Origin of the sequence: Mesorhizobium vachelliae, from assembly GCF_033977325.1 — a bacterium.
Lineage (GTDB): Bacteria > Pseudomonadota > Alphaproteobacteria > Rhizobiales > Rhizobiaceae > Mesorhizobium > Mesorhizobium vachelliae.
Window position 1 is genome coordinate 130,009 of record NZ_JAVIIR010000012.1, and the last position, 26,712, is coordinate 156,720.

General features: G+C 60.1%; 22 protein-coding genes and 2 pseudogenes. 6 read left to right on the forward strand and 18 right to left on the reverse strand.

Going from position 1 to position 26,712, the window contains the following annotated elements; all coding sequences use genetic code 11:
• Nucleotides 1-7: 7 nt before the first annotated feature.
• The 3 genes from trbB to RFM41_RS23775 all read right to left on the reverse strand — a co-directional run bounded on the left by trbB (nucleotide 8) and on the right by RFM41_RS23775 (nucleotide 3,535).
• The gene (trbB, locus tag RFM41_RS23765) at nucleotides 8-976 is read right to left on the reverse strand and encodes a P-type conjugative transfer ATPase TrbB (RefSeq protein WP_320212894.1); all 969 of its coding nucleotides are present in this window, start codon (nucleotides 974-976) and stop codon (nucleotides 8-10) included.
• Nucleotides 973-1,386 carry a YlcI/YnfO family protein gene (locus RFM41_RS23770; protein ID WP_320212895.1) on the reverse strand — a complete coding sequence of 138 codons (414 nt, stop codon included), beginning with the start codon at nucleotides 1,384-1,386 and terminating at the stop codon, nucleotides 973-975. The genes trbB and RFM41_RS23770 overlap by 4 nt, the downstream gene beginning before the upstream one ends.
• Before the next feature lie 118 nt (nucleotides 1,387-1,504).
• Nucleotides 1,505-3,535 carry a conjugal transfer protein TraG gene (locus RFM41_RS23775; RefSeq protein WP_320251605.1) on the reverse strand — a complete coding sequence of 677 codons (2,031 nt, stop codon included), beginning with the start codon at nucleotides 3,533-3,535 and terminating at the stop codon, nucleotides 1,505-1,507.
• Nucleotides 3,536-3,617: 82 nt separating this feature from the next.
• Between RFM41_RS23775 and RFM41_RS23780 the strand changes: the two genes are divergently transcribed.
• Both RFM41_RS23780 and RFM41_RS23785 read left to right on the forward strand, forming a co-directional pair.
• Nucleotides 3,618-4,106, forward strand: a complete 489-nt coding sequence (locus tag RFM41_RS23780) for an NAD(P)H-binding protein (protein WP_320251606.1) — start codon at nucleotides 3,618-3,620, stop codon at nucleotides 4,104-4,106.
• Nucleotides 4,107-4,192: 86 nt separating this feature from the next.
• Nucleotides 4,193-4,678 (forward strand): annotated as a pseudogene (locus tag RFM41_RS23785) (DsbA family oxidoreductase).
• A 436-nt stretch (nucleotides 4,679-5,114) separates the two neighbouring features.
• Here the strand turns inward: RFM41_RS23785 and RFM41_RS23790 are convergent.
• The 3 genes from RFM41_RS23790 to RFM41_RS23800 all read right to left on the reverse strand — a co-directional run bounded on the left by RFM41_RS23790 (nucleotide 5,115) and on the right by RFM41_RS23800 (nucleotide 9,041).
• Nucleotides 5,115-6,626, reverse strand: a complete 1,512-nt coding sequence (locus tag RFM41_RS23790) for a malonate--CoA ligase (RefSeq protein ID WP_320251607.1) — start codon at nucleotides 6,624-6,626, stop codon at nucleotides 5,115-5,117.
• The gene (locus RFM41_RS23795; RefSeq protein WP_320251608.1) at nucleotides 6,619-7,953 is read right to left on the reverse strand and encodes a malonyl-CoA decarboxylase; all 1,335 of its coding nucleotides are present in this window, start codon (nucleotides 7,951-7,953) and stop codon (nucleotides 6,619-6,621) included. Before RFM41_RS23795 ends, RFM41_RS23790 begins: the two co-directional genes overlap by 8 nt.
• A gap of 197 nt (nucleotides 7,954-8,150) precedes the next feature.
• Nucleotides 8,151-9,041, reverse strand: coding sequence for an alpha/beta fold hydrolase (locus RFM41_RS23800; protein WP_320277444.1), 891 nt, complete (start codon nucleotides 9,039-9,041; stop codon nucleotides 8,151-8,153).
• Between the two features lie 155 nt (nucleotides 9,042-9,196).
• Here RFM41_RS23800 and RFM41_RS23805 point away from each other — a divergent pair, with 155 nt between their 5' ends.
• Together RFM41_RS23805 and RFM41_RS23810 are read left to right on the forward strand one after the other, a co-directional pair.
• On the forward strand, nucleotides 9,197-10,090 hold the full coding sequence (locus RFM41_RS23805) for a LysR family transcriptional regulator (RefSeq protein ID WP_320251610.1): 894 nt from the start codon (nucleotides 9,197-9,199) through the stop codon (nucleotides 10,088-10,090).
• Between the two features lie 252 nt (nucleotides 10,091-10,342).
• A complete protein-coding gene (locus RFM41_RS23810; RefSeq protein ID WP_320251611.1) occupies nucleotides 10,343-10,774 on the forward strand; it encodes a RidA family protein in 432 nt (143 codons plus the stop codon).
• Nucleotides 10,775-10,972: 198 nt separating this feature from the next.
• On the opposite strand, the gene RFM41_RS23815 is transcribed toward RFM41_RS23810, so the two are convergent.
• From RFM41_RS23815 to RFM41_RS23840, 6 genes are all read right to left on the reverse strand, one after another.
• Nucleotides 10,973-12,349, reverse strand: a complete 1,377-nt coding sequence (locus RFM41_RS23815) for a metal-dependent hydrolase family protein (protein ID WP_320251612.1) — start codon at nucleotides 12,347-12,349, stop codon at nucleotides 10,973-10,975.
• A gap of 39 nt (nucleotides 12,350-12,388) precedes the next feature.
• Entirely contained in the window at nucleotides 12,389-12,979 is a 591-nt protein-coding gene (locus tag RFM41_RS23820) for an SRPBCC family protein (protein WP_320251613.1), read from the reverse strand.
• 91 nt (nucleotides 12,980-13,070) lie between these two features.
• Nucleotides 13,071-13,736, reverse strand: coding sequence for a fumarylacetoacetate hydrolase family protein (locus RFM41_RS23825; RefSeq protein ID WP_320251614.1), 666 nt, complete (start codon nucleotides 13,734-13,736; stop codon nucleotides 13,071-13,073).
• Between the two features lie 44 nt (nucleotides 13,737-13,780).
• The gene (locus RFM41_RS23830) at nucleotides 13,781-14,266 is read right to left on the reverse strand and encodes a (2Fe-2S)-binding protein (RefSeq protein WP_320251615.1); all 486 of its coding nucleotides are present in this window, start codon (nucleotides 14,264-14,266) and stop codon (nucleotides 13,781-13,783) included.
• Nucleotides 14,263-15,144 (reverse strand): FAD binding domain-containing protein, encoded by an 882-nt coding sequence (locus tag RFM41_RS23835; RefSeq protein WP_320251616.1) that lies wholly within the window; start codon nucleotides 15,142-15,144, stop codon nucleotides 14,263-14,265. The genes RFM41_RS23830 and RFM41_RS23835 overlap by 4 nt, the downstream gene beginning before the upstream one ends.
• Entirely contained in the window at nucleotides 15,141-17,489 is a 2,349-nt protein-coding gene (locus tag RFM41_RS23840; protein WP_320251617.1) for a xanthine dehydrogenase family protein molybdopterin-binding subunit, read from the reverse strand. Before RFM41_RS23840 ends, RFM41_RS23835 begins: the two co-directional genes overlap by 4 nt.
• A gap of 151 nt (nucleotides 17,490-17,640) precedes the next feature.
• On the opposite strand from RFM41_RS23840, the gene RFM41_RS23845 reads away from it, so the two are divergent.
• Nucleotides 17,641-18,435, forward strand: coding sequence for an IclR family transcriptional regulator (locus tag RFM41_RS23845; RefSeq protein WP_320212911.1), 795 nt, complete (start codon nucleotides 17,641-17,643; stop codon nucleotides 18,433-18,435).
• Between the two features lie 60 nt (nucleotides 18,436-18,495).
• On the opposite strand, the gene RFM41_RS23850 is transcribed toward RFM41_RS23845, so the two are convergent.
• The 3 genes from RFM41_RS23850 to RFM41_RS23860 are packed head-to-tail and all read right to left on the reverse strand — an operon-like array spanning nucleotide 18,496 to nucleotide 21,074.
• Nucleotides 18,496-19,272 carry an ABC transporter ATP-binding protein gene (locus tag RFM41_RS23850; RefSeq protein WP_320212912.1) on the reverse strand — a complete coding sequence of 259 codons (777 nt, stop codon included), beginning with the start codon at nucleotides 19,270-19,272 and terminating at the stop codon, nucleotides 18,496-18,498.
• Nucleotides 19,273-19,283: 11 nt separating this feature from the next.
• On the reverse strand, nucleotides 19,284-20,084 hold the full coding sequence (locus RFM41_RS23855; RefSeq protein WP_320251618.1) for an ABC transporter permease: 801 nt from the start codon (nucleotides 20,082-20,084) through the stop codon (nucleotides 19,284-19,286).
• Nucleotides 20,085-21,074 carry an ABC transporter substrate-binding protein gene (locus tag RFM41_RS23860; protein ID WP_320251619.1) on the reverse strand — a complete coding sequence of 330 codons (990 nt, stop codon included), beginning with the start codon at nucleotides 21,072-21,074 and terminating at the stop codon, nucleotides 20,085-20,087.
• Between the two features lie 723 nt (nucleotides 21,075-21,797).
• On the opposite strand from RFM41_RS23860, the pseudogene RFM41_RS23865 reads away from it, so the two are divergent.
• A pseudogene (locus RFM41_RS23865) lies at nucleotides 21,798-23,229 on the forward strand (NAD-dependent succinate-semialdehyde dehydrogenase).
• Nucleotides 23,230-23,776: 547 nt separating this feature from the next.
• On the opposite strand, the gene RFM41_RS23870 reads toward RFM41_RS23865, so the two are convergent.
• From RFM41_RS23870 to RFM41_RS23880, 3 genes are all read right to left on the reverse strand, one after another.
• Nucleotides 23,777-24,010 carry a hypothetical protein gene (locus RFM41_RS23870; protein WP_320251620.1) on the reverse strand — a complete coding sequence of 78 codons (234 nt, stop codon included), beginning with the start codon at nucleotides 24,008-24,010 and terminating at the stop codon, nucleotides 23,777-23,779.
• Between the two features lie 413 nt (nucleotides 24,011-24,423).
• Nucleotides 24,424-26,145, reverse strand: coding sequence for an outer membrane protein (locus RFM41_RS23875; RefSeq protein ID WP_320251621.1), 1,722 nt, complete (start codon nucleotides 26,143-26,145; stop codon nucleotides 24,424-24,426).
• Entirely contained in the window at nucleotides 26,127-26,351 is a 225-nt protein-coding gene (locus RFM41_RS23880; protein WP_320212920.1) for a hypothetical protein, read from the reverse strand. The genes RFM41_RS23875 and RFM41_RS23880 overlap by 19 nt, the downstream gene beginning before the upstream one ends.
• Between the last annotated feature and the right edge of the window lie 361 nt (nucleotides 26,352-26,712).

The window sequence follows — 26,712 nt, forward strand, 5'->3', positions numbered from 1 at the left end:
TGGCCTTTCAGAACTGTTGGAGTTGGGGAAGCGTGAGTTGGGTGACGGCGTAGTCGCCGCTGCCGTCGAGACCGGTGACCTCGGCGATCGCGTCGATGCGGCGCGAGGATCCACGCCCGGCGATGAAGACGATCAGATCTATCGCATCGGCGATGAGCCGACGGGGGACAGTGACGACGGCTTCCTGAGCGAGTTGCTCGATGCGATAAAGGGCAGAGCGTGCCGAGTTGGCGTGGACGGTGGCTATGCCGCCGGGATGCCCGGTGTTCCAGGCCTTCAGCATGTCGAGCGCTTCCGAGCCTCTGACTTCGCCGACGATGATGCGATCGGGTCGAAGGCGTAGCGTCGAGCGAACGAGATCGGCGAGGGTGACCGAGCCGCGCCTTGTTCTCAAGGCAACGCAGTCCTTGGCCGCACATTGCAATTCGCGCGTATCCTCGATCAGGATTACCCGCTCGTCGCATTCGGCGACTTCGGCCAAGAGCGCATTGGCAAGGGTCGTCTTGCCGGATGATGTGCCGCCAGCGACCAGGATGTTGCGACGCTCGCGTATCGCCTTTTTAAGGGCATCGGCCTGCAGCGGCAGCATGATCCGGTCTGCGACATAGTTGTCTAACGTGTAGAGCTTTGCGGCCGGCTTGCGGATGGCAAAGCATGGCGCCAGCACCACCGGTGGCAGCAGGCCCTCAAAGCGCTCGCCCGACGGCAGTTCGGCGCTGACGATCGGATTGTCGGCATGCGCCTCGGCGCGCACATGGGATGCGACCAGACGGATGATGCGCTCCGCTTCCGACGGGTGCATGGACACGCCAGTGTCGATCCGGCCTTCTCCGAGACGGTCGAGCCGCAGCGCACCATCAGGATTGACCATCACCTCGATGACCAACGTATCTGCCAGCGCGTCGGTGATCGCCGGGCCCATTGCGGTGCGCAACATCGCGCGCCGGCGATGGTCGACTTCGGGATGAGAGCTCATCCTTCGCCTCCCCCGCTATTCTCCTTGCCGAGCGAGCGTTTCCCGGAAGCGATCTGCCGTCCGACCTGCTCGACGAATTTGTCGAAACGCTCCTGGGCAATCGCCTGCGTTGCCTTGTCGGGGACCGGCGTATGAGCATGGAGCGTGATCGAAAAGCGGATGAAGAGCGCCAGGCTCTCCAGGATCATCTCTGCATCGCGCGTGACATGACCAAGGTCGCGGGAAAGACGATCGAGCCTTACACCATAGCGCCGGTCGAGCTCATTCTCGCCCCGCCGCTCGATAAAGGCTTCGATCGCCTTTGCCACGACCGCGGATTTGGTGGTCGAGGGGTTGCGGCTGAGGTTGTCCAGTTTCTCGCTGAGCTCCGGCTCGAGAAGAAACTGATGACGAATGCGGTGGGACTTCATAGCGGCTCGTTCTGACGGGCCGGCATTGCGCCGGCGATGCGAACAAGCATCGGCCAGATGCTCAAAATCGCTTATGGCCGTTATCTACGCTGACGTGCGCTCTGCCTGGAGCGGCCTTTCAGAAGCCGGGAACGATGTCCTTGTCGTCGCCCCTGCCCTCATTGATGCCGTAGGCGCGGGCGGCATTAGAAATCCGGTCCATGACGCGCTTGTCGGTTACCGCCTCGCCATCGTCGTCCGTGGAGTCGAACAGATCGCTCTGATCAGGCTCTTTAGCGATGACGGTTTGTTCTTCAGGCAAACCGGGATGGCGCTGCTGCTGAACGCCGCCCTCACCTTCAATTGTCGCGCCGGCGTTCTCGTCGTCGGTGGCAAGACGGCGGTCGAAGCTGCGCACTTGTCCACTCCAGTCATCCGGGCTCGACGTGGGGCAGTCCGCGTAGGGATCGTCGCGCAGCACCGGTGAAGGAAGTACCCGCTCGGTAAAATTCTGATCCTGGTAATAGCGCAGCTTCTGAGCGCGGATCGGCGGCAATCCCGAAACCAGCACTAGTTCGTCCGAGGGCGGCAATTGCATCACTTCGCCTGGCGTCAACAACGGACGAGCAGTCTCCTGGCGGCTGACCATGACGTGCGACAACCAAGGTGCCAGCCGGTGGCCGGCATAGTTGCGCATTGATCTGAGTTCCGTCGCTGTGCCGAGCGCGTCCGAAATCCGTTTGGCCGTGCGGTCATCATTTGAGGAAAAGGCAATTCGCACATGGCAATTATCGAGAATGGCGTTGTTCTCGCCGTACGCCTTGGAAATCTGGTTCAAGGATTGCGCGATCAGATAGGCGCGGATGCCGTAACCCGCCATGAAGGCGAGCGCCGTCTCGAAGAAATCGAGGCGGCCGAGCGCCGGGAACTCGTCCAGCATCATGAGCAGTTGATGTTTCCGGCTCTTCTTCGGATCACCCTCCAGGCGATCGGTCAGCCGTCTTCCGACCTGATTGAGGACCAGTCGAACCAGCGGCTTGGTGCGCGAGATGTCCGACGGCGGAACGATGAGATAGAGCGACATCGGCCGTTCGGCATCCATAAGGTCTGCAATGCGCCAGTCGCAGGCCGATGTTGCCGCGGCCACGGTCGGATCGCGATAGAGACCGAGGAACGACATTGCAGTCGAGAGAACGCCTGAACGCTCGTTCTCTGACTTGTTGAGCACCTCGCGTGCTGCCGAGGCTACAACGGGATGGACCTGAGGCTTGTTCGCCGCGCCGAGGTGGTTTGTCGTCATCATGCGCTGCAGTGTCGAGGCAAACGAACGTTGAGGGTCCGACAGGAAAGTGGCGACGCGTGCAAGCGTCTTTTCCTCTTCGGCGTAGAGCACGTGCAGGATCGCGCCGACCAACAGTGAATAGCTGGTCTTCTCCCAATGATTTCGTCGCTCGAGCGCACCTTCCGGATCGACCAAGACGTCGGCAATGTTCTGAACGTCGCGGACCTCGTTTGGACCTTTGCGCACTTCCAGCAGCGGATTATAGCGCGCCGATCGTGGATCGGTCGGATTGAACAAAAGGCAGTATGAGAACTTCGACCGCCAGCCTGAGGTCAGCTGCCAGTTCTCGCCTTTGATGTCATGAATGACGGCCGAGCCAGTCCAGGAAAGGAGCGTCGGAACGACCAATCCGACTCCCTTGCCTGAACGTGTCGGAGCAAAGGCCATCACATGCTCCGGCCCATCATGGCGAAGATACCGATCCTTCAATTTGCCCAGGAAAACTCCGGCCGGCAGAAACAGCCTTGCCTTCTCGATCTCTAGCGTCGTGGCCCATCGCGAGGAGCCGTAGGTGGAAACCAACCCTCTTTGCCGCGCGCGCCAGAGCGAACCAGCGATCGCGGCTGCGCAACCCAAGAACCCGCTGGCGCCGGCCAGCGCGCCGGCCTGATCAAATATCTCGGGCGCGTAGGCGTCGAAATGGAACCACCATTCAAACAGTTTCCACGGCTTGTAGATCGGCCAGCCGGCTACGACGAACCATGGGACGCCAAGCGGCGACTGATAGCCGAGCATGTGAGCGCACCATTGCGTCGACGTCCACACCCCAAGAATGACGATCGCGAACACAACGGCGATCTGCCCGATTAACAGCTTCGTGGGCGTCATTGGCTAGTCTCGCTGGATAACGCAACGTAGCATCGCGCGGCCAGGCACAATTACGAATGCGCCTCACGTACGATTGGATGCGATGACTCGCTATGTATTGCCGTCAACCGTAATCGGTCGGTCGTTCCATTGTGTAGTCACGAATGAACCTCGGAACGTGATTTCGATCATGAACGAACTGAATGTCCGGCGACTTATCCAGGTTTCGACCGCGAGCTACCGCGATCCAGAAGATGGCTTCGGCTTGAAATCGAAGGCTTTGGTGACGCTGTTCAAGGTGATCGCACGGAGTTCCTACGACGACATCAAGACGACCGGCGAATTGGTTGCAGACTCCGACCTCGACTGGACTTTGGTGCGCAGCGCGTTCCTCAAGGACGGTCCCGCCGACGGCGGGTTAGCGGTTGGTTCCTATGGAAGGACGAAGCTCGGCATGAAACTGTCCAAAGGACATCTGGCAAAGTTTCTGTTCGATCAAGTGTCGAGCAGAGAGTTTGTGCGGGCCACTTCTGGCATTGCCGGCCATTTGCAACCCGACATGGAAGCTCATGGACGTGCGCATGAACATTGATATTCATCTTGCCACTTACGGGACGCTCGCGAGGAGCCAGTAATCAGATCAATGGAGAAAGCCATGAAAGTGGAGATCTGGTCCATATGGCCTGCCCCTGGTGCTACATCGCCAAACATCGCTTCGACAACGCGCTGTCCCGGTTCGAACATCGCGACCAGGTGGAGGTCATCTGGCGCAGCTACCAGCTCGATCCTGACGCACCCTCCATCACGAACAAGAGCCTCAACGACAGCTTGTCGGAAAAGCACAGCTTGAGTCTTAACGAGGCTGTCGCGATGAACGATCAAATGCGTCGGCTCGGCGCGCAGCAAGGATTCGACTACAATTTCGATCGGACGACCTAAGGCAACTCGTTCGATGCACCCCGGCTGATCCACTTCGCACGCGCGCTTGGCGTACAAACGGGGATGGAGGAGCGCCTGTTCAGGGCTTACTTCAGCGAGGGTAAGGCGCTGGGTGATATCAATACCCTGGTCGAGCTTGCTAGGGAGCTCGGCATCAACGCCGAAGAAGCGCGTAGCGTCGTCGCCGGCGAGGCATTCGCTGACCAAGTTCGGGCGGATACATAGGCTGCACGATGGCTGGGCCTCAAGGGCGTCCCATTTTTTATGATCGACGAAAAATACGGCATCGCAGGTGCCCAGGCGTCGCAGACTTTCCGGGACGCGCTGAAGCAAGCCTGGATGGAGTCACATCGGCTCGCCAGCATTATTTCAGGCGCTGCCACGGAAGCGGATGCGAGATCCCGCAACCTATAGCCGTAGTAAAGGCTGACTGATTTCTCAACATCGATCACTTTGGTCCAGCGCAGCTCGCAGGAAGAGCCACGCCGGTCCGCGCCCCAGACTGCCGGCCCCGCTAGCTAAGCTAGCAGCAGAACCCGTCGCAACGGCTGCCGACGACCTGATGGCGGCGCTTGGAGGCCGGTAGCAATGGGAAAGCGGCGCTATGGCTTGAGGCTAAATGCCGAATTCCAGTGCCACGCGATGGTGTCGACGCGTCTATTCACGTTTCGAAGGTGTCGATGAAACGTTGGCGCAGTATGTTCTTTTGCACCTTGCCCATGCTGTTGCGCGGCAACTCAGCGACTACGAATATCCGCTTAGGCTGCTTGAAACGGGCAATCTTGTTCTGCATGGCTTGCAGCAATCCTGCCTGATCGAATTGCGAACCCGCCGAAAAGATCACGGCGGCGATCACACCTTCTCCCAAATCCGGGTGGGGCACCCCGACCACAGCCGATTCGATGACGCCCTCCAGTTCGTCGAGGACGAGCTCGACCTCCTTCGGGTAGATGTTGTAGCCGCCGGAGATGATCAGATCCTTGGCTCGCCCGATGATATGGACGTAGCCGTCGCGATCGACCAGCCCGAGGTCGCCGGTTTTGAAGAATCCGTCCGCGCAGAAATCCTCCCTGGTCTTTTCCGGCCTCTGCCAATACCCCTTGCACACGTTGCGACCGCGCACCTCGATCTCGCCAACTTCCGCGGTGGGGAGAGGCTTGCTTGAGGACTGCGAGACGATGCGCAGTTCCACGCCAGGCAAGGGGAATCCGACCGTGCCCGCACGCCTCTCCCCCTCATAGGGATTGGAGGTATTCATGCCGGTTTCGGTCATACCGTATCGCTCAAGGATGCGGTGCCCCGTACGCCTTTCGAAGGCGCCATGGGTTGTCGCCAGCAGCGGGGCGCTGCCCGAGACAAAGAGGCGCATGTGCGTGACCAGCCGGCGATTAAAGTGCGCGTCCTCAAGCAGACGCGTGTAGAATGTCGGAACGCCCATCATCGTGCTGGCACGCGGGAGCCAGTCAATGATTTCGTCCACACGAAAGCCTCCAAGAAAGATCATGGTGCCGCCGGCAAGGAGAATAACGCCGCAGCCAACGAACAGCCCATGTGTGTGGAATATCGGCAAGGCGTGAAGCAGGGTGTCTTCGGCGGTGAACCGCCAGGCTGTGACCAACTCACGAGCGTTCGAAAGCAGATTGTCATGGGTCAGCATGGCGCCCTTTGATCGCCCGGTCGTACCAGACGTATAAAGCAGCGCCGCAAGGTCGTCCGGATTTCGGCGGACCGTCTCGAACGCATCTGTCGCCCCCAAAGTCTCAGTCATGAGCGTTCCGCTTCGGTCCTTGCTCAACGTCATGAGCCTGGCGCCGGCGCGATCGGCCACGACTTCGAGAGCTTCGCGGCCGCTGTCATCGCAAATCAGGATCCGCGGTGAAGCGTCTTCGACAAAATAAGCGACTTCGCCCGGCGTATAGGCGGTGTTGAGCGGCACAAAGACGAGGCCAGCCTGGACGCAGGCGGCATAGAGAGCAAGCGCCTCGGGACTTTTGCTCACCTGGACCGCGACCCGGTCACCGGGCTCGGCGCCATTGTGCACAAGCGCGTTGGCAAGTCTTGCCGCCAGCTTCAGAAAGGCATCATAAGTGACGACATCACTGCCGGTAATGAGCAGTGGCCTGGAGCTCCCTGAATGTGGGGCGAAGAGTGCATCAAACAGCGGATTATGCATTTTGCGTGCCCCGCGCGTGATGCTGCGCGAGCGCCGCCCCGAGCAAGGCGCGAACGCTTCGTGCTGCTATGATTTCGCCGTGGTGAATATAGGCCTCGTGATTAGCTTCCACGCTGTTGAGGTCATAACTGTAGTTGACCATCACGCCGCGGCCCTCTGCCAGCCCCTTGGATGAGGTGTCGGCCAGCGCTTGAATGCGCTCTACTCTGGCCCCGTTGCCGAGGTGGAAACGCGCCACCGGGTCGAGGGGCAGTCCATCGGATCGCTTGGCATGCAGAAGATACTCAGCCGCTAGTCTCAGGGTCTCGGAACGAACCTGTTCGAGATCGTCTGGCGAAGAAGCCTCCAGGATTCGGGACGCTGATTTTACACGCTCGACATCGCCATTCGCCTCCGTCACTTGAGAGCTCAACCAGCGTGCGAAACCAGGCACCGGGGACAGGGTTGTGAAGCTCTTCAGGTTCGGCAATGACTGCGACAAATCCGTCGCGACCTGCTTGATGAGGAAGTTGCCGAAGGAAACCCCGGCCAGCCCCCTCTGACAGTTGGAAATGGAGTAAAAGACGGCGGTATTTGCCTCCGCCTCGCGGATAGCCGCATGGTCGCGCGAGAGCAGTTGCTGAACAGATGCCGCGATCTCGGTCGTGAGCGCGACTTCCACGAATATGAGGGGCTCATCCGGCATCGCGGGATGGAAGAAGGCAAAGCATCTCCTGTCTGGCGGCTCGAGGCGTCTCCTCAGATCATCCCAGTCGCTGATGCGATGGACTGCTTCGTAAGCGATGATCTTCTCCAGAATGTTGGCTGGCGTTGCCCAGTCGATCCGCCTCAAAACGAGAAAGCCGCGATTGAACCAGGAACTGAAGAGGTGCTGGAAGTCGAGATCAACGCAGCGTAGGCTCGGCTCATCACCTATCATGGCGAGCAGATCCTCCCGCATCTTGACCAGACGCCCGGTTGCGCCGGCAACTCGATTGAGACGGCGAAGCAACTCCTGCCGAGGCGGCTCGGCAGCTCGAAGCAGTTCCGAGAGCGTGTTGGAGTCCCGGTTGCGTCGGTAGGTCTCGGCCGCGCCGATGAGGGACTCGCAGTCAAGATCGTAGGCCCACTCTAGCAGCTGGAAAAAGCTCCGTTTTTCTTGCGCGGAGGCGGCCTCGTAGCGGCCAAGGATTGCTGCCGCGATCAGCGTGCCGGACGCTTCGCCTCTCTCGGAAAGCAATGCCTTGCACATCTCTGCAAGCGAGCGTCTGTCATGGCTTGGCGGTCTATCAACAGACCGTTCGAAGATCGTCGCAAGCAGATCCTGGAGAAAGCTCGTCCTGATCAAAATCCAATCCCCTCAGTCCGACGAATGGGCCGAGCTTTCCTTGCCCTCTTGTCAGAGGGCGAGCCAACTCGGTCACCATGCAGCTGTGGCCGGAGGGGCCGCAGACAAGGGTTGGGAACAACACTTTGCGGATGATCATGGATCATCACGGCCGCCCACGGGCTATTCGTGCAAGCAAAGATTCGAAAGCCAAGGCGTCACAGCGAACCGAGGAAGCGGAGGAGCGTCGCATTGAAAGTTTCCGGGGCCTCCCAGTAGGGAATGTGTGCTGTCCTGGGGATGGAGACGAGAGATGAATTCATCTCGGCAGCAAAAGATCGTCCGATGTCGATCGGCACCGATCTGTCCTCCTCCCCCCAAACGATCAGATGCTTTAACCCGGCAGCTTGCGCGATCAGCCCTTTACCGACAGCGTCGCCATCAAGGCCGTTGCGGAAATACGCGGCCAGCAGTCTGAAGGAATCGATCGCGCCGGGTGAGTTGTTGATGCGCCATTCCTCCTCCCTCATCGCCTCGGTCACCAGCGTGGAATCGTAAACGACCGCTGCTAGCTTCCGCCCGATTCCTTCCCTTGAGACATCAGAAATCCTCGCCGCGATCCGCTCACGCGCCTGCGCTCCGATCGGAAACAGCCCCGTCGCCCCGATCAGGGTAAGGGACCGGACCCGCGAGCGATTTCTGCAGCAAAGGGTCGAAAGAATATGAGCCCCCATCGACGTTCCGACGAGATGGCAGTCGCCGATCCCATTTTCGTTCAAGAAGGTCTGCACAAAGTCTGCGTAGCCCGGCACGCTGTAATTGAAGCTGACGCCCTTGCGCGCGAAGCCGTGGCCGGGCAGGTCTATGGCCATGCACCGGTATCCTGCGGCTGCAACGACGGGGAGGTTGCGACGCCAGCGATCGGCGCGCGCGCCCACCCCGTGAAGGAAGAACACCGTCTCCTGACCCTTCCCTGCCTCCAGCACCCGGGTGTGGATCCCGCCCGCGGAGGCCGGATAGGCGATGATTTCGAGGTTTGTCTCCATCATCGGGTAATCCCTTTCTGTTCGGTTGCTTCCTGTGGAGACGTCTTTGGATTGCACCGTCATGCATGGCGGGCAGTTCCGAACGGGACAGCACGCAGGAAGCCAGCGCCACCTGCTTATGAATCAGTATGGAAAGCAGAGCCTCATCGAGCAAATTAATTTATTGCCGCTTTTGATAAAGATACATAATGTTTCATCACCTTAGGCGGGAGCTGTCGATGTTCGATATCCGTTTGCTGCCAGGTTTCATGGCAGTTGCGCGCCACAAGCACTTCGGAAAGGCTGCCGAGGCGGTGCATGCGACGCAGCCTGGTATTTCCCAGCACATCGCGAAACTGGAAAAACAGCTTGGCTTTCGCCTTTTCGACCGCACCAAGCGAACTGTCGCCCTGACGCCCGCCGGCGAGGCATTTTATGACCAGTCGCGGCATCTCATGGCGATGATGGCTAGAATGAAGGCGGAGGGTCTGCAGATCGCCCAGGGGCTATTGGGTCACCTCGGCTTGGGGATGCAGTCCTCTGTGCTTTACAGCGACGTGCCGCTGCGCATCGCGACCTTCAAGAAGGCCAATGAGAAGATAAACATCCGCTTCGAGGTTCATCCCGGGGATTACCTGAGACGGCTCATGGATCGTGGGGAGTTGGACGTCGCCATCACGACGCTGCCAATGCCGTCGCCCGAATACGATACGATGGTGGTGTCGCACCAGCCGATGGGCGTGGCGATCATGAAGTCGCATCCGCTGGCTGCCCGCCAGCAGATTACGTTGGAGGATATCAGCAGCGAGCCCTTCATTATCGTGCCGCGCGAATATGACCCCGTCGGTCACGACATGCTGCTCTCAAAGCTGCGCCGCACTTGTGAAGCGCCGCGGATTGCCGCCTCGGAGACGCCTTCGCTGAACGTGATCGCAAGGGTCGCCGTTGGAGAAGGCGTGGCTCTGATCCCGCTGGGCTATCAAAGGGACGGCCACGACGCCGTACAGGTGGTCCGGCTCGAAGATCCGGATCTGGGTGCCGCCAATATCTACGCCGCCGTTCATAAGGACAATGCGAGACCAACAACGCGGCACTTCATAAACGCTTTGCCGAAATTGAGGCCGGTTCCTTAGCTCTGAATCTGAGCCCCTGTTTCCCGGCCCGGGTGGCGCCGGCGTTTTCCGATCCATGGTACGGACTCAGGGCGGCAGAGCAACTCTCGCAATAACGAGCGTTTATGAAACCCGCCAAATAATTATTGGAATAACGACGCAGCTACTTCCATCCTTCCATGTGGAAGCGCGCCGCAACAACGCACGCGCACGGAACTGGGCTGCCATTTCGGTGATGCTGGCCCTCAGCGAAAATAACGGCGGAATTTGCACATGTTGAAAACGTATATCGATCTGGAAGGTGACAAGTCCCGCGGAATCAAGGCACTTGCGGGACAGCGCGCAGCCTATTCCGACGCTGTTCGGGTCGACCTTTCCGACCACACGCTTCTTTTTGTCTCCGGAAAGCTCGGGGTCGACGGCAAGGGCGTCATCGCCAGCCGGTCGATGCGCGAACAGACCCGGCAGGTTCTCGAGAATATCCGTTCAACAATCGCGAAGGCCGGCGGCAGCATGACGGACATCGTGCGCGTCCGCATCTATGTCGCTGTGATCGACGACGCTTCTATTCGTGATGTGCACGAGGTTCGCCGAGAGTTTTTCAACGATGGAGAGCTGCCAGCGAGCACGATGGTGAGGGTCGACCAGTTCGTCCGCGATGGAGCCCTGATTGAGATCGAGGCCGATGTGGTGATGGCGCGCTGAGCGCTGAGCAAGCAAGTATCGGGCTGACGTCGTCTGCGCTACCAGACTAATGCGGCAACGCTCGCCCGCAGATCGCGTTCGGCTGTAAGTACTGTCCAAAAACTTTGGCTGTGGCCTCGGTCGCTTTCTCACCGCGATTCCAATGACCGAGCGGCTGGGTACCGGCAATTTCATTGCTGGCACCCAGCGGGACAGCCTTCAATTCAGACGACTGCCCTGTTCATGCGAAGCACGCTGCATCATGAGCTCAGCCACCCGCTCGCGTGTGTATAGGTCGCTGGAGATTGTCATGGCGAAGTCGCTGACGCGCTTGGGGTCGTATAAAGTCTTCTCGGTCGAAACGAACCTGCCGCCCCGAACGACGGCCGCAAACTTGTCCCGCTCAAGGAGAACAGAAATATTCTTGGTCGGATCACTGTTGAGCGCGACCAGGTCGGCCCGGTAGCCGGGGGCGATCCGGCCGACCTTGTCCTTCGGCCTGACAACCCGAGCACTGACGGAAGTGGCCGCCTTGAGCGCCTGGATGGGCGAGAAGCCGAGATCCTTGACGAAGATCTCGATCTCGCGCGCGTGCCATTCGCCAAAAGGTGTGACGGCAAAACCGGAATCGGTCCCGATCGGCATCGGCACCCCTGCCTTACGCACCTTCTGGAGATTTTCCACGGCTGCATCAAACTCCCGCCGCCATGCATTGGCGCGGCCCTCCCGGAACGCCGGGTCTTCCGGCTCGACGAAATCGAGCGTGTTGCGCAAGAGCGTCAAGGTCGGACAGATGGCGCAATTGTTGGCCAGAACTGCGTCCAGCCCCTCGTCGTCAATCTCGGAGGCGTGAAAGATGAGATCGACGCCTGACTTAGCGGCGTAGAGAGTGGCCTCGCGGCCGCGCGCATGCGTGATGGCGATCTTTCCCAGCCTATGCACCTCGTCGACCATCGCCTTGGTCTCGTCCATGGTGAACGCTGCCACCAATTCGCCGTTCGGTCGGCGCAAGATGCCATCCATTGCGATCTTGACGGCGTCCACCCCTTCCTTGACCTGCTTGCGGACCTGCTCGATCTGCTCGTCGCGGCTCGTCACAAGCACGCCGATCGATGTGGTGGGAACGCCGATCCATGTGGGATACCAGTCGGTCAGTCCCTGGCGGCTGGTGATGTAGGGCCCTGCTGCCGTGACGCTCGGGCCCTCGAAGAGGCCGGCGTCAATCGCATCGCGGACCGCTCGCGAAACCATGCCGGAGTCGCCCGGAGCGACGATGGTGGTGAAGCCGGAGGCCAGCACCTGGCGAGCGAAGAAGACACCACGCAGTGCCCGGAACTCCAGCGAGCTATAGAGGTCGATGTCCTCTTCCGTCTTGGCATTTCCGTAGGCGAGGTGCGTATGCACGTCGATGAGGCCGGGCATCACGAAATTGGTGCCGAAATCGGCCTCGGTTATGTCATCGGCCGCTGGCAATTCGCTCGAGGCCGCGACTTGGGTGATCTTGCCGTTCTCCACGACGATGGTCTGGTCGCTCAGGATGGTTTCGGACTCGCCATCGAAGAGCTTGCCACACCGGAAATAGGTCTTGGTACTCATGTCTGGATCCTCTGCTGGTTAAATCGAGCCGGTTGGTGATCAGCTTTTCCTGCGCAATCTCAACTTCGTGCAGAAAGGAGTTACGGCCTGCGCGATGCGGGCTGACGCGATGTCGAGCAGCAGCCGGCCCGCCTCAATCTGCGGCACCGAAACTGGCGAGCCGGGCGACGCCTGCGCGGTCTCGTTGAGCCGGCGCGAAAGATTGTCCGCAAACTGCTCGGCGATGCGCCTAGCGATCTCGTTGACGACAGCGGCCTTGCCGAATTGAGCGAGCACGCCAGCCAATGTAATTTCAGAATCGACCTCAAGGCGGGTCCGATCAGGCTGCGCCCCGGTGCGCACCCGAAATTCCATTTCGGCCTTCGCCGAGGAGGACGTGATGCTGTCCCGGCCGCTGCCCACGACCCTTCCGCTGCGGGTCATGTCATTGCGATCCAGTGCTGCCTCACCGGTGAAGTTGGCGCTGACTGGTCCCACGCGGGTGGTGACCTTTCCGCGATATCGCCCATCCTCTGTTGTCCCGAGCAATGCAGCCCCCGGCACGCAGGAGGCGATAAGCGGCACGTCCGCCAACGCCTTCCAGACCAGCTCGGGCTGTGCAGCGACCTCGATCTCGAGCGATACTTTCATTCGCCGGTGCTCCTTTTTGTCTGCCCGCGGTTTCCGAGGCCATCCCTGTCGAGCAATGCCGCCGGCGCGGATAGCCGTGGCACCGTCATGGCTATCCACCGCCGTGTGCGATATGGATCGTGAGCGAGGGAAGGCCCTCAATGCTGGCTTCGAGCGTGTCGCTTGGCTTTAGCGGCCCCACCCCAGCGGGCGTGCCGGTGTAGACGATGTCGCCCGGCATCAGGACCTGGAAACGGGACAGGTGCGCAACGAGCTCGGGGACCGACCAGACCATTTCGGCAATATCGGAATCCTGCCTTGTCTCGCCGTTGACGGCGAGCTTGATCCTTGCCTTCTTCAGGTGTGCCCCGCCCTTGACCGGCACCAGCGGAGCGACGTGAGCAGACTGATCGAAGGCCTTGCTGATGTCCCAGGGTCTGCCACGATCGCGCGCCGCGATCTGGAGGTCACGCCGGGTCAGGTCATTGCCTACGGCGTAGCCGAAGATATGGTCTTGCGCTCTCTCGACGGGAATGTTGCTGCCTTGCCGCCCAATTGCCGCGACGAGTTCAACCTCATGATGAACATTGGCGGAGCCGAGTGGGAAGTCGATGGTCGCTCCGTCATTGACGAGGGCGTCTGCCGGCTTGGTGAAGAAGAACGGCTCCTCGCGCTTGGGATCGAACCCCATTTCTCGAACATGGTCGGAATAATTTCTGCCGATGCAGAAGATCCGGCGAACCGGGAATTTGAGATCGCTTCCCGCGAGCGGGATCAAGGGAACGGCGGGGGGAGGAAAGCAAAATGACATACCCGCACCTTTCACTCGGCCGCGGCCGGGAGATAGGTCTGAGCCGCTTCCGAGATGGCCTCGACGATTTTCTGATAGCCGGTGCAGCGGCAAATGTTGCCATGGATGGCATGACGGATGTCGTCGTGATCCGGCGAGAGCCCTTGATCGATCAGGTTCTTCGCGATCATCAGGAACCCTGCGGTGCAGAAGCCACATTGCAGGCCATGGTGCTTGTGGAAGGCTTCCTGAATGGGATGGAGCTGCTTCAGGGTTCCCAGCCCCTCCACCGTCTCGACAGAGCAGCCATCGGCGGTCGCGGCGAGCATGTTGCAGGATTTGACGGCAAGGCCATCGCAGATCACCGTACAGGCGCCACACTTGCCTTCGTTGCAACCCCGCTTGGTGCCGGTGAGCTTTGCGGCATCACGGATGAAGTCGAGGAGCAGCGTGCGTGTGTCGACGTCCGCCCGTTGGGCTTGGCCGTTGATGGTCATCGAGACTTGGATCGGTTTCATCTTGTCGCTGAGCCCTTGTGGTTTTCGGCCCTGTTCCAAGCGCGGGCCAATGCTTTTGCGGTGAGGGTCCTGACCAGCTCGCGCTTGTAGCGCGCAGACCCGTAGATGCGATCATCCTCGGGATCGACCTCTCTTGAGGCCTGGTCAGCCGCAGCCTTGATGACATCGGCGCCTTTATCCGCACCGAGGATCACCTCCTCCGTCCTGCCAAGACGGACCGGTCCAACTCCCAGGCCCCCGACCACGATCCGGCCGGAAACCGCCGATCCGGCGCTGTCGAGCCCGATCGCCGCGGCAACCGAGACGATGGCAAAGTCGCCCTCACGCCAAGAAAACTTCTCGTACGCCGATCCGGTACGCGCGGAGCCAAGCGGAAGGCGTATAGCGCAAAGCATCTCGTCAGGCTCGAGAGCCGTCTGGAGCGGCCCCAGGAAGAAGTCATCGACGCTGATCTGGCGCTCGCCGCGGACGGACCTGGCCGTCATTTCTGCTCCCAGCGCCACGACGACGTTCGGCATGTCTCCGAATGGATCGGCCTGGCAGCACGAACCACCCAGCGTTCCAAGGTTCCGGACTTGGAAATCCGCAATGACCGAGACGGCATCGTGAATGGCGCCGCAGGCTTCAGGGACGCCGCTCGGCAGGTCACGGTAGCGGACCATAGCGCCGATGCGGACGGCCGAGTCTTCCTTTCTTATCGATGAAAGCTCGGCGACCCGGTTGGCATCGACCAGCACGCTCGGCGCTGCCAACCGCCATTTCATCATGTTGAGCAGGGATTGTCCGCCGGCCAGGATGCGGGCTTCATATTGATGCCTGGACAGAAGCTCCACAGCCTCGCTAACGGTGTGCGGCCGGTGATATTCGAATGCCTTCACGACCGGCCTCCCGCGTTTTCGCGCGCGCGCAGGGCCAGGAGGATCTTGTCGGGCGTTATCGGCATCTCCGTAAAACGAATGCCGGTCGCCTCTTCCAAAGCATTTGCGACCGCTGCCATTGGCGGCGGATTGCCGGTCTCGCCGGCGCTCCTTTGTCCAAACAGCGTCCGCGTCGACGGGACACTGCAATCGTGCACCATGGAGAGATCGGGGATATCGGTCGCCAACGGCACGTAGTAGTCGCGAAGGCTGCTGTTCAGCAGTTGCCCAGCTTCGTCATATTCCAACCCCTCATAGAGCACCTGCCCGAGAGCCATTGCGACGGCCCCTTGATGCTGGCCCTCGACGATGACCGGGTTGATCGCGACGCCACAATCTTCCGCCATGATGTAGCCAAGCAGCGTCACCTTGCCGGTTTCAGGATCCACTTTGAGGTAGCAGGCATGTGCCGCCCCGCTATAAGTCATCGTCGGATTGGCGTGGCCGTCCTCGTTCGGATTGCTTGTCGGGCTGTCATAGGAAGAAAGGACGTCGATCGGACCTGGCTCCATGCCCTTGGGAAGCCGCTTGCCGTGCCTTTCGCAAATCCCCACGATCTCGGCGAAGCTCAGCTGCCGGTTGGAGCCGCCCTTCACGCTGACGATGCTGTCAGCGATTTCAAGTTCGCTCTCGTCAACTTCAAGGACATGCGCGGCAACCTTGGCGATCTTTGACCGAGCCTCGCCACAGGCGCGATGCAGCGCGTTGCCCGTGATCGTGATTGTCCGCGCTCCCCAGGTGCCCAGGCCCCTTGGCCCGCTCGAATCCCCGCCCGTAACGTGCACGGAGTCCAGACTGCCCCCGAGACGGTCGGCAACCATCTGGGCCAACGTCGTGAACATCCCTTGACCCTGGGGGCAGGCCGAAGTTTCCACCGATATAGAGCCGTCGCTGCTCAAGCAGACGCGCACGCTGTCATGGTCGTAATCCATCCTGGGATGGCGCGCGCTCGAGTGTTTGAGCACGGTGGAGAAACCGACGCCATGATAGGGCTGAGGGTCTTTGCGCCACCCGAGCCGGTCGACCTCGGAAACGACTTTTTCGAGGCACTGATCCACGCCGGTGGAGTCGATGATTTGGCCGAGCGACATGGTCTTGGGGCATTCCTCGTTGCGCACGATATTGCGGCGCATGATGTCCTCGGCCGAACAGCCGAGTTTCTTTGCTGCCATGTGAACCAGGGAATCGCGGGCAAACGAGGTCTGAGGGACGCCGTAAGCCCGGTAGGCGCCGCCGGAGTTCTTGTTTGTGTAGACGCAGAAAGTATCGATTAGAACGTTGTCGATCTTGTAGGGCAGGATGCCGATGATCGACCCCATCTGGAGAACGCTCAGGCCCGAATAGGCGTACGCGCCCTGATCCTGGACGACCCGCTCGCGCCAACCGAGAATCTTCCCGTCCCTGTCGAGCATCATTTCGGAATAGCGGATCTGCGCGCATCGGGAGGTGCAGGATGAAAGCTCCTCGCTTCGGTCCAGCAGGATGCGGACCGGGCGACCAGTCTTCATCGAGAGCAAGGCGGCGATTATCTCGTGAGCGAAAAGGCCGACCTTGACGCCAAAGCCGCCACCGATGTCGGGCGCAATGACGCGAACCTTGGAAGCGGGAATGTCGAGCACCTCCGCCAGGCCATTGCGCACAAGGTTGACCGCCTGCGAGGCTGACCACACAGTAAGCTCGCCGGTCGCCTCGTCCCACAATGCAATGACGCCGTGGGTTTCCAGCGGATTGCAGACCGGCCGATTGCAATAGAAGCGAGCCGAGACCGTTACGTCAGCGCGCGCGGCGGCCGCCTCGATATTTCCCGCGCGCAAGGTCTTGGTGGCCATGACGTTGCTGGGGATGATGCCGGCCCTGACAAGCTCGTCGTGAACAATGGGCGCGCCGTCGGCCATCGCCTTTTCCGGGTCGACGACCGCGGGCAGTTCCTCATAGTCAACTTCGATCAGCTCGACAGCGTCCCGGGCAGTGAATTCATCGATCGCCGCGACCGCGGCAATCTCGTCGCCGACAAAGCGAACCTTGTCCTCCAGGAACACCGCGTTGTCGCCCACCGGCCAGCCCGTGTGGCGACTGCCATAGCGCCGCAGGCTGCGCGTATCCGCGCTACTGATTGCCGCCGCCACGCCAGGCAGCGCAAGCGCAGCGCTGAGATCGACACTTTTGATGCGCGCATGAGCCACCGGGCTGCGCAGGATGCGCGCGTGCAGCATGCCCGCAAACTGCATGTCGGCGATGAAGCGTCCCCTGCCCACCAGAAGACGTCGGTCCTCACGCCGCGCGATGTTTCTGCCGATGTATCCCAACGCATGCGTCCTCTTGTTCGTAATTGACTTGCAATTTGCAACACCTTTGCAAAAATGAGTCAAGCCCATAGAATGGAAATTTGCAAGAGGCTTGCGTTTCATGCCGGTCTCGGTCACGGATGGTCAGGTGCGACCACAGGAAGGAACGCAAATGACGGAGCTCAAGGCCTCCGCCCGGGTGGCAAACATCGAAAAGATGATGGAGCTGCTGGAGGCTCTCAGTTTCACCAAGCACGGTGCTTCGGTCACCGATCTGGCACGACAAACCGATCTGACGGCGAGCGCTTCGTCGAGGATGCTGGCGACATTGCACCAGGAGGGATACGTCACCAAGGACCAGGCAGGCCGCTACAGGCTGTCGCTCCGGTTCCTGGCGTTGGGAGCGCGCTATGCCGATCAGTTGGGCATCGAGGAGTTGTGCGGACCCGTGCTCAAACGGGCAGCCGAGGACGCGGGAGAGCTTGTGCAGCTTGCGCTGGTGGAGGGGCGCGAAATGCGCTACGTCGCCCGAGCCGAGGGCAACAACCGCGTGCGAGTGGTGTCGATCCTGGGCAAGCGCGTCATCCCCCACGCATTTGCCGCCGGCAAGGTCTGGCTCGCCTACATGCCGACCGCGGACGCCCTCAAGATTGCTCTCGAGCACGGCCTCACGCAACTGACCCAGCACACGATAACAGACGTTGCCCGCTTGCAGCGCGAGTTGGAGCATGTGCGCGCGCAAGGTTTCGCCACCAACCTCGAGGAAGTGGACGAGGGCCTTTATTCGATCGCGGTGCCGATCGTCGTGCCGAACAGGTCGGAAATCGTCGGGGCGGTCGCGCTGACCGCGCCGGCATACAGGCTGCCCAAGAAGCAATTGAAGGACCGCCTTCCCTTGCTGCGCAATGTCGCCGAGCAGCTCGGCGAAATCCTGATGCAGATTTCGGTTTCGCGGGACGAGAAGTAGAGCAAGCGGCCAGCCGGCGCTTCAGTCCGACGTGAGCCGGCGAAAACCTCGAGCGTCTGTTCAGCGACCCGCCAGCACCGCTTCGTCGTGGATCAGTTTCATGATCCTCCTTTTCAGGCTGACGAATTCCGGCGACGTCAAGAGGTCGACCGTGCGCGGGCGCGCGATTCCGATGGGGATGGTTTCCTTGATCCTGCCGGGCCTGGCTGTCATGACGTAGACGGTGTCGCCGAGCAGGATTGCCTCGTCGATGTCATGCGTGACGAAAAGGACTGTCTTGTGGGACTTTTCCCAAACTGACAGCAACAGCTCCTGCATCAGCGATCGCGTCTGACTGTCGAGCGCGCCGAACGGCTCGTCCATAAGCAGAACATCCGGGTTGTTGACCATAGCCCGGGCCAACGCAACGCGTTGCTTCATCCCGCCCGAGAGATGTTTCGGATAGCGATCTTCAAAGCCCTCAAGCCCGACCTGGGCAAGGTAATCGCGGGCGAGCTTCGAGCGCTCCGCCTTCGCCACGTGGGACAATCGCGGGCCAAATTCAACGTTCTCCTGGACCGTCAGCCAGGGAAACAAGGTGTAGGACTGGAAGACCATGCCGCGCTCTTTGCCCGGCTCGGTGACCAGTTTGTCATTCAGCCAAATCGCGCCAGACGTCGGTCTCATCAAGCCCGCCGCCAGGCGGAGTAAGCTCGACTTGCCGCATCCCGATGGCCCCACGATGACCGCGAATTCCTTCTCGGCAACATTGAGCGAGATGTTATCCAACGCAGTGACGGTCTTGTGATCCCTGGGCGTGAACTCAAGGCCGACGCCCTCGATTCTCAATTTTTCCATGACGGGAGCACCTAGACGTCAGATGACCAGGGCAGAAGTCGCTCCTTGGCCAGACGAAGCAGCCGATCGAAGATCAAGCCAAGCGTTCCGAGCACAAGGATACCGACAAAGATCTGGTCGGTGTAAAGGCCGCGCGATGCGTTGAGAACCAGGTAGCCCAGGCCTTCGCGGGAGGCGACCAGCTCGGCTATGACCACATATGTCCATGCCACGCCCATGCTGACGCGCAAGGCATCCATGATGCCGGGCATCGTGGCGGGTACAAGCACCCTGGAAACGACCATGCGGCGGTTGGCGCCAAGGGTGTATGCCACGTCAAGCAGGTCGGAGGGAACCGCCGCGGAGGCATCCGCGACCATGATCAATTGGTTGAAGAAGGTGCCGAGGAAGATGATCGCGATCTTCTCCTCCAATCCGATCCCGACCCACAGGATCAGAAGCGGGATCAAGGCGCTGATCGGCAGATAGCGGAAGAAATTTACGATCGGTTCAAGCGCCGCCTGGACGATGCGGAAACTCCCCACCAGCACGCCGAGCGGAACGGCGATCAGGGAGCTCAGGATAAAACCCGTCATGATCTCGATGAAACTCGCCCAGGCGTTGCGGGCGAGCGAACCGTCGGCGACAAGAGTAAAGAGCGCCGAGAGGACCGCGCTTGGCGTTGGAAGAAAATCCCCCTCGACAAAGCCCCCGTATGAGAGGAATGACCAGAAGATCAGGATGAGAATCCCGACCGACGTGCTTATCGTCAGATAAACGCGTCGCGGGATTTCCTTCTTCGGCTCAAAATAGCGCGAAAAGGAGCGCGCCATCTACTGGAATGCCTTGTAAAAGATGATGTCGCTAGGCTTGGTGTCAACTTTCATTTTTCCAAGGCCGGCCCAGATCTTGACCGCGTTTGCCAGGACATCCTGGAACGGGCCCGGCTTGTCCGGGGTCCCGACGAACGCGCTCATCTGTTTTAGATCGTAGAACTGGATGCTCGCGAGGACCTCCCCGAAGGCCTTGGGGTCCTTAAGCCAGCCCCCTACCCCGGCCGCCATGATTTTGTTGGCTTCATCAGGATTCTGACGAGCAAATTCGACGGCCTCGCTCCAAGCTTCAAGGAGTCCCTTCAGTTGCTCGGCATGGCTGTCGGCATAGTCCGTCTTCATCACCAATGTATCACCCAGCGCGCCGGGGGTCGTCGTGCTGTCGACGATGACGTTTCCGTGGTCGGTCTTCTTGGCGCGTGAGAGCCAAGGTTCCCAGGTTACCGCAGCATCAACTTTTTTTGCCACGAACGCTGCGCCGGCGTCGCCAGGCGTCATGTCGACAGTATCGAGATCGCTCTCCTTCACGCCGGTCGGCAGCAGGAGAAGGTTGAGCCAATATTCAGATACTGAGCCCTTCATCACCGCAACGGAGTGTCCCTTGAGATCGGCGACGGTCTTGATGTCCTTGTTTGCGACGACGCCGTCCGCACCGTAGGACTGGTCGAGCATCCCGACATATTTGAATTCTCCGGCTTTCTTCATGAACAGGAGACCCGCGTCAGGGCTAGTTGACACGATGTCGACCTGACCGCCGCGCAATGCTGCAAAGCGCAACGGTCCCTCTTCCATCACGTTGAGTTCCACGTCGAGGCCATGCTTTTTGAAATAGCCCTTTTCCTTGGCCAGATAAAGCGGGCCGAAGCCCGCCCACGTAGCATGAGCAATCCTGATCGTCTCGGCCGCCGCCGTTCCAGCAACGCCAACGGCAACGACTGCCGCCAGAATGCCGACTGACAGTGCGTGTTTGAATTCTCGGGTTATTGTCATTGTCGTGTTCCCCTATGCCACTCACCGAGAGTGGAGCCCGCATGTTAGTTGGCCGCCGTCTCATAAAGCAAATAATCTGTTTAACGGCACAAATTCAGATCCATTATAAGTCCGCTATGCGCGTTCGATATCGTCTCACCCTGCGCCAAGCATTGAGGACCGGGCGTTCGGCTATGAACTGGGCGATCTGGGCGCGCGATCGGCGCGATCCCGCTGGCCGATCCGCTCCATTTGGAGTGCGGGAAAACCGCATACAGGGCGGAGGGAAGCAGAAAGACGATAGATTGCAAAGACGGAGGAGTGATCTGTGGACATGGATCACCGGGCCGACGAGGCCTGGGTACTCGGCGTTCACGCAAACTCTATCAGCGGCCTAGTTTCGTCGCTCGTGGCCTTGAGCACAACGCTCGCGTCCTTCATAAGACCGCAGGCGCGCTGACAATGGCCGATCAGCGTCAGGTTATCGCGGGCCGCTCACCGTGAACGGTCGACCAGATGCCGAGCGATTTTAGGGCAAAGACGTGGTCGAAGGTCGTTTTGGTAGCAACGCGGAACCCGCGCGCATTGTGGTTTCTGCGGACTGGCTTCGCAGGCTCTATGTGCAAGCTGCTCAGCTCGACTTAAAGGTCTTCCGCTCTGCGGGCCTTGGATCGTTCTGCAAGTCTTCGGAGGGTGCTGTTGTCCCTGTATCGTTCGCTAACTCGCCACCTGAAACGCCCGGATCTGTTCGGCGCCATCGACCGCGTGCCAGCGCTCGGAGCGCCGGCGGGCACTAACGAGTTCCAGGTATTCAACCCATCGACCGGCGAGTTGCTAGCTGATTTGCCTGACATGGGCGTTGAAGAAACACGGGTCGCAATCGAAAAGGCTTATTCCGCCCAGGGCCAGTGGGCAGCACTTACAGCGCGCGAGCGCAGTGACACCCTGTGGCGCTGGCACGAGCTGATCGTCAACCAAACCGACGATCTCGCAGCTATCCTCACCGTCGAGATGGGCAAGCCGCTTTCTGAATCCAGGTCCGAGGTCCTGCATGCCGCCGCCTACCTGCAATGGTATGCAGAGGAGGCGAATCGGATTTACGGCGAGACGATCTCGGCGCCGTCGACGGACCGCCGAATGTTCGTGATCAAGCAGCCGATCGGCGTTGTTGGAATGATAACGCCTTGGAATTTTCCGGCTTCGATGGTGGCGCGCAAGATTTCGCCGGCACTGGCGGCGGGCTGCACGATCGTGCTGAAGCCGGCCGAGCAGACGCCACTCGTCGCCGGAGCGATGTTCGCGCTCGCCGCGCAGGCGGGCTTCCCCGAGGGAGTCGTGAACCTCATCTATGCTTCCGAAGGGGACGCGGTGGGGCGCGAACTGTGCTGCAACCCGAAAGTCCGCAAGGTCAGCTTCACCGGTTCAACCGAGGTGGGACGGCTGTTGATGCGCCAGTGCTCGGACCAAATCAAGAAAGGTCAGCCTCGAACTCGGCGGCAACGCGCCCTTCATCGTCTTCGACGATGCCGATGTCGATGCCGCGGTCGATGGCGCGATCCAGGCGAAGTTCCGCAATGCGGGCCAGACCTGCGTTTCCGCCAACCGCCTCTATGTCCAGTCGGCCGTGCATGACGCGTTCGTCGACAACTTCGTGGAACGGGTTCGCCAGCTTTCGGTGGGCGACGGCCTCGGGGAAGGCGTTTCGATCGGGCCGCTGATCGACAAGCATGCCCTTGCCAAAATTGAGGCGCATGTCGCCGACGCCGTGGCGAAGGGCAGCGTAATTCAATGCGGAGGGGAGCGGATCGGTTCCCACGGCACGTTCTTCGAGCCCACGGTTCTGACCGGTATCTCCAGCGACATGGAGGTGGCCCGGGAGGAGACTTTCGGGCCTCTGGCGCCGATCATCCGCTTCGAAGATCCGGACCAGGTGGTGCGCGCGGCCAACGACACGATCTATGGCCTCGCCGCATATTTCTTCGCCTCCAACCTGCAACGCGTCTGGCGTGTGGCCGAAGCGCTGGAATACGGCATGATCGGCATCAATACCGGGCGAATGTCGTCTGAGGCAGCCCCTTTCGGCGGCGTGAAACAGTCCGGGATCGGGCGGGAGGGGTCGCGCCACGGGCTCGAGGATTATCTGGAGATGAAGTATCTGTGCATGGGCGGCATCTGACCCTCGCTTCAGACCCGAGCCGCCTGAACCTTCCCTGCTAACGGTCCCTCTCCCGCCGAGAACTTTATCAATTCCGGCGTTAGCCGCGCCGCGTATGCGGTCAAAGCAAAGGAGGACGTACAAAGCGCATACGATGAAATGTCCGCCGCAGGACATTTCATTTCATCGTCGAGCCGGTTCGGACGCCGAGACCGGTTCAACAGGGCGCCTAAGGAGCGTCAACATAGCGCCGTCTGAGGCGGGACGCGGGGCAGACCGCCCCGGCGAGGCGTGCGGCACAGCATTCGTCCTGGTGACCTCAATGGCAAGCCGGGCCGCGTCTGACCTCCATGGTCCGAACATCATGGCGATATCGAATGTGAGAACTGCCTGCAAGTGAGGCACAAGCGGACTTCTATGATCGGCGTTGCCGGGCCACTAATTCCGATGCTGACGAAGGTCGCACAACGCCCTACGATGTCACTTGCTATGCATTACACATGCAATGGATGGGCGTTACCGGCGGCTAGAGCCCTGTCCAGCTCCAACCCGATCAGCGGCTGCCCGATCACGTGGCGAGCAGCACCGCCTGCGGGACGGCGAAATCGAGATCGAGCAGACGACCGGCGTGAAATGGTGTCGGCGTCGGCGCCCTCAGGATGAATGGCGAGACGTCACCGAGTGAGGCCAAGTGTAGTTGCTCCATCGTCTGGTCGATTGTCGTGAGCGGGGCGCCGGCCGCGCGGGCGGCCAATCGGCCGGCGACAGAGAGTGGCGTGGTGCGAAGCGCAACGAGCTTCATCTCCGGAGTGCCCTTCTAGGCTTCCGCCACAGCCTCCTCTGGCGGCAACCTACCCATGAACCTTGCATAGGCGAGCCAGCATGCGTCCATTGCCGAGAAAACATCTTCGTGCGACGCTAACTCGAAAGCAGGAGCGTCCCCCCGGACCAACATGATACATCCGCGGCGCCGGTGACCTGGAGGCGCGGCGATGGCGCGTCGCAACTACCATCGTGCAGGATTGACCAATGTGAAACGACCGATAGGTCGCCAACTGTCGTCTTTGGCACTCGGCCTGAGGTTTTGCCTCCCATGCGACCCCTCTTCAAGTTTGGGGAGAAGCCTTCCCCAGCTGCTACAGGCCAATACCGCGCAATCGGGTGCTCTTTGCGGCAACAGCGGTTTAAACAGACTTCAAGCCATAAATATACGTTTCAGTCAAACCTGTAGGAGAACTCTATAAACGTGCCCCACCGCTCCATGCTGTACTTAGCAAGAGCAGGCTGCTTAACAATATTGCCGACGTCATCGCAGATGCAGTTATAGGTAACACTGCTGTTGTTCTTCGTCCACATTGCCCAGTACCGGGCACCAATGCCGATGCCGAAATTCTTGTTGAAGAAGTAGGATAGTGCTCCTTCCACCTGAACGCCCCCGCCACCTTGCCCCCGCTGATCGTAGAAAGTTGGTCTAGGCCGAAGAAGGTGGTCGTCACGACCACGGAAGTCCGTCCACGGCAGGTAAGCAACATCGGCGCTCACACGCCAGCGCTCAAGCAGCATAGTCTCGGCGTAAAGGCCGATGCGCGGCGCATTCCAATCGGATTCTTGGCGGCCAGTGATCAGAGGCTGCATTGGCACCTGGCATGGAAAGAACGGCGAAGCGATCTGCACGCATCCGATCGAATCCGACTTCTGGCCGTAATAGGTCCATCCGACGAATGCACCCAGTTTATAGGTACTACCGCGCAGAAAGTTGAAGCCCGCATCAGCCGTGTAGTACGCGAACTTTCCATTTGCTTGGCCGTGTAAGGTGTTGCTGTAGGCGAGTTTGTCAATGCTCGAATCTTCGTCGTTCATCCGTCCTTTGTCGAAGCGTCCGGCGCCAATGTTGCCCTTCAAGAATATCCCCCAGGGGCTATCAAGGCGTCCGAAAAATTCGCCCGAAAGGCCGTCCAACCCCCTGTACGTCAGCCTTGAGCTGGGGATGCTCTCATCCCCAAGTGTTGGTGGCGCAAGGATGTAATCCCACTGAAATATCCCCCGGCTGAGCCAGGCCCGTGAGCCACCCTCGAAGGACCAATCGCCTGTATATACAATAGGCTGGGCTTCTGTCGCCCCGTCCGAGAGTAGTGTATCATTCCGTTCCATAGATCGCGGGGAGACGCCAAAATGGTAATTCAGGCCGACTTTTCCCACGTGATAGCTACTAGATAAATTGCTGCTGCTGGTGGAGACGAATCCAAGAGGTGGGTACTGCACAGTCGAAGGAGTCGTTAACCGCGTCCCGCTAAAACCCATATAGTCGTACTCGAATTTGACAGACCAATCAGGCGAGAGCGCTTGCTCAACGCCAGCTCCGAGGCTCCAACCGAAGCGACCATAATCGAAATGTGTTGTGTGCCGTCCGAACCCAGGGAAGTCCTGCCTCAAAAATTCGTTGTTGTTGGCGATCTCGCCACGATTGTTTTGCCAAGCTACGCCTGCCTTGACGTAGGCCAGCATTTGGCCCTGCGGGCCAAACGTGTACCCGACACGTGCGGTCGCTGTGAAAAAGGAGTTCGGACCTGCGTGGCAGGTGTCTATTACAGCAGTGCCTGAGAAGGCAAAGCAGCTGTTTGTGCCGTCGGAGACAGCGTAGCTCGCGTCGAGTTCGGCGCCGAATACCAACCTATCTCTTTGCCAATTGTAGCCGAGCTGGCCTCCGGCCAGGAACACCGGAGTGCTGACGACGTCTCCATAAATCGATGGGCCATAAGGATCACTAAAGGACGTGCCGCCATAGCCTCCGCCGCCGTGGACGCCAATATATCCTCCGGTCCAGTCCCAGACCGCCGGTCCCGGCTCGACCATCCTGTTGAGATTGGCCGAATTGGCTGCACCGCATGCGCCGAACGCAACTATTGCCCCACCCCAAATTAGAACTCCAGATCGCATTTCACCTCACTAAACAAACGACGCATGACGCGATCGGCAACGAAGCTCCCAAGGCTGGCGGTCGTCGCGCCGCTCCAACAACCGCTGGGCAAAACCCGTGCCAGCTTGAGCCACTCGCCTTGCCAGCGCTTTTCGATGGCGATGTCATCTAGGCGACAAATTGGATCGCGTTCGGCAGGCCGAGAAGACGTGCCCGCTTTGGCCATGAACGCGGCTGCGTATTCGGCCTAATCGGCCCGAAGCTGCGATTTTGGCCATGTGGCGGCGATCCGGTATCGCGCCAATGACGCGACGCCCAAAAACGGATGTCGACCCATCAGGACCTGATCCGCTGGTCTATCCAGGATAGTCCGGCGCATCGCCACCAGGCTTGCCCAGCGTCGCATAAAGCACGCCGATGTAATTGCGTGGGCGCCAACCGCCTCCGAAATCAACGCAAACGCATTCGACTGTACAAAATCGACCATATTGCTCACCGTTTTCGATTGAGGAGGGTGGCGCATTGCCTCTCTGCCAGGTCATTTAGACCGTGCCGGTCGTACGGATGACCGTGGTGGTTTCTGCGAT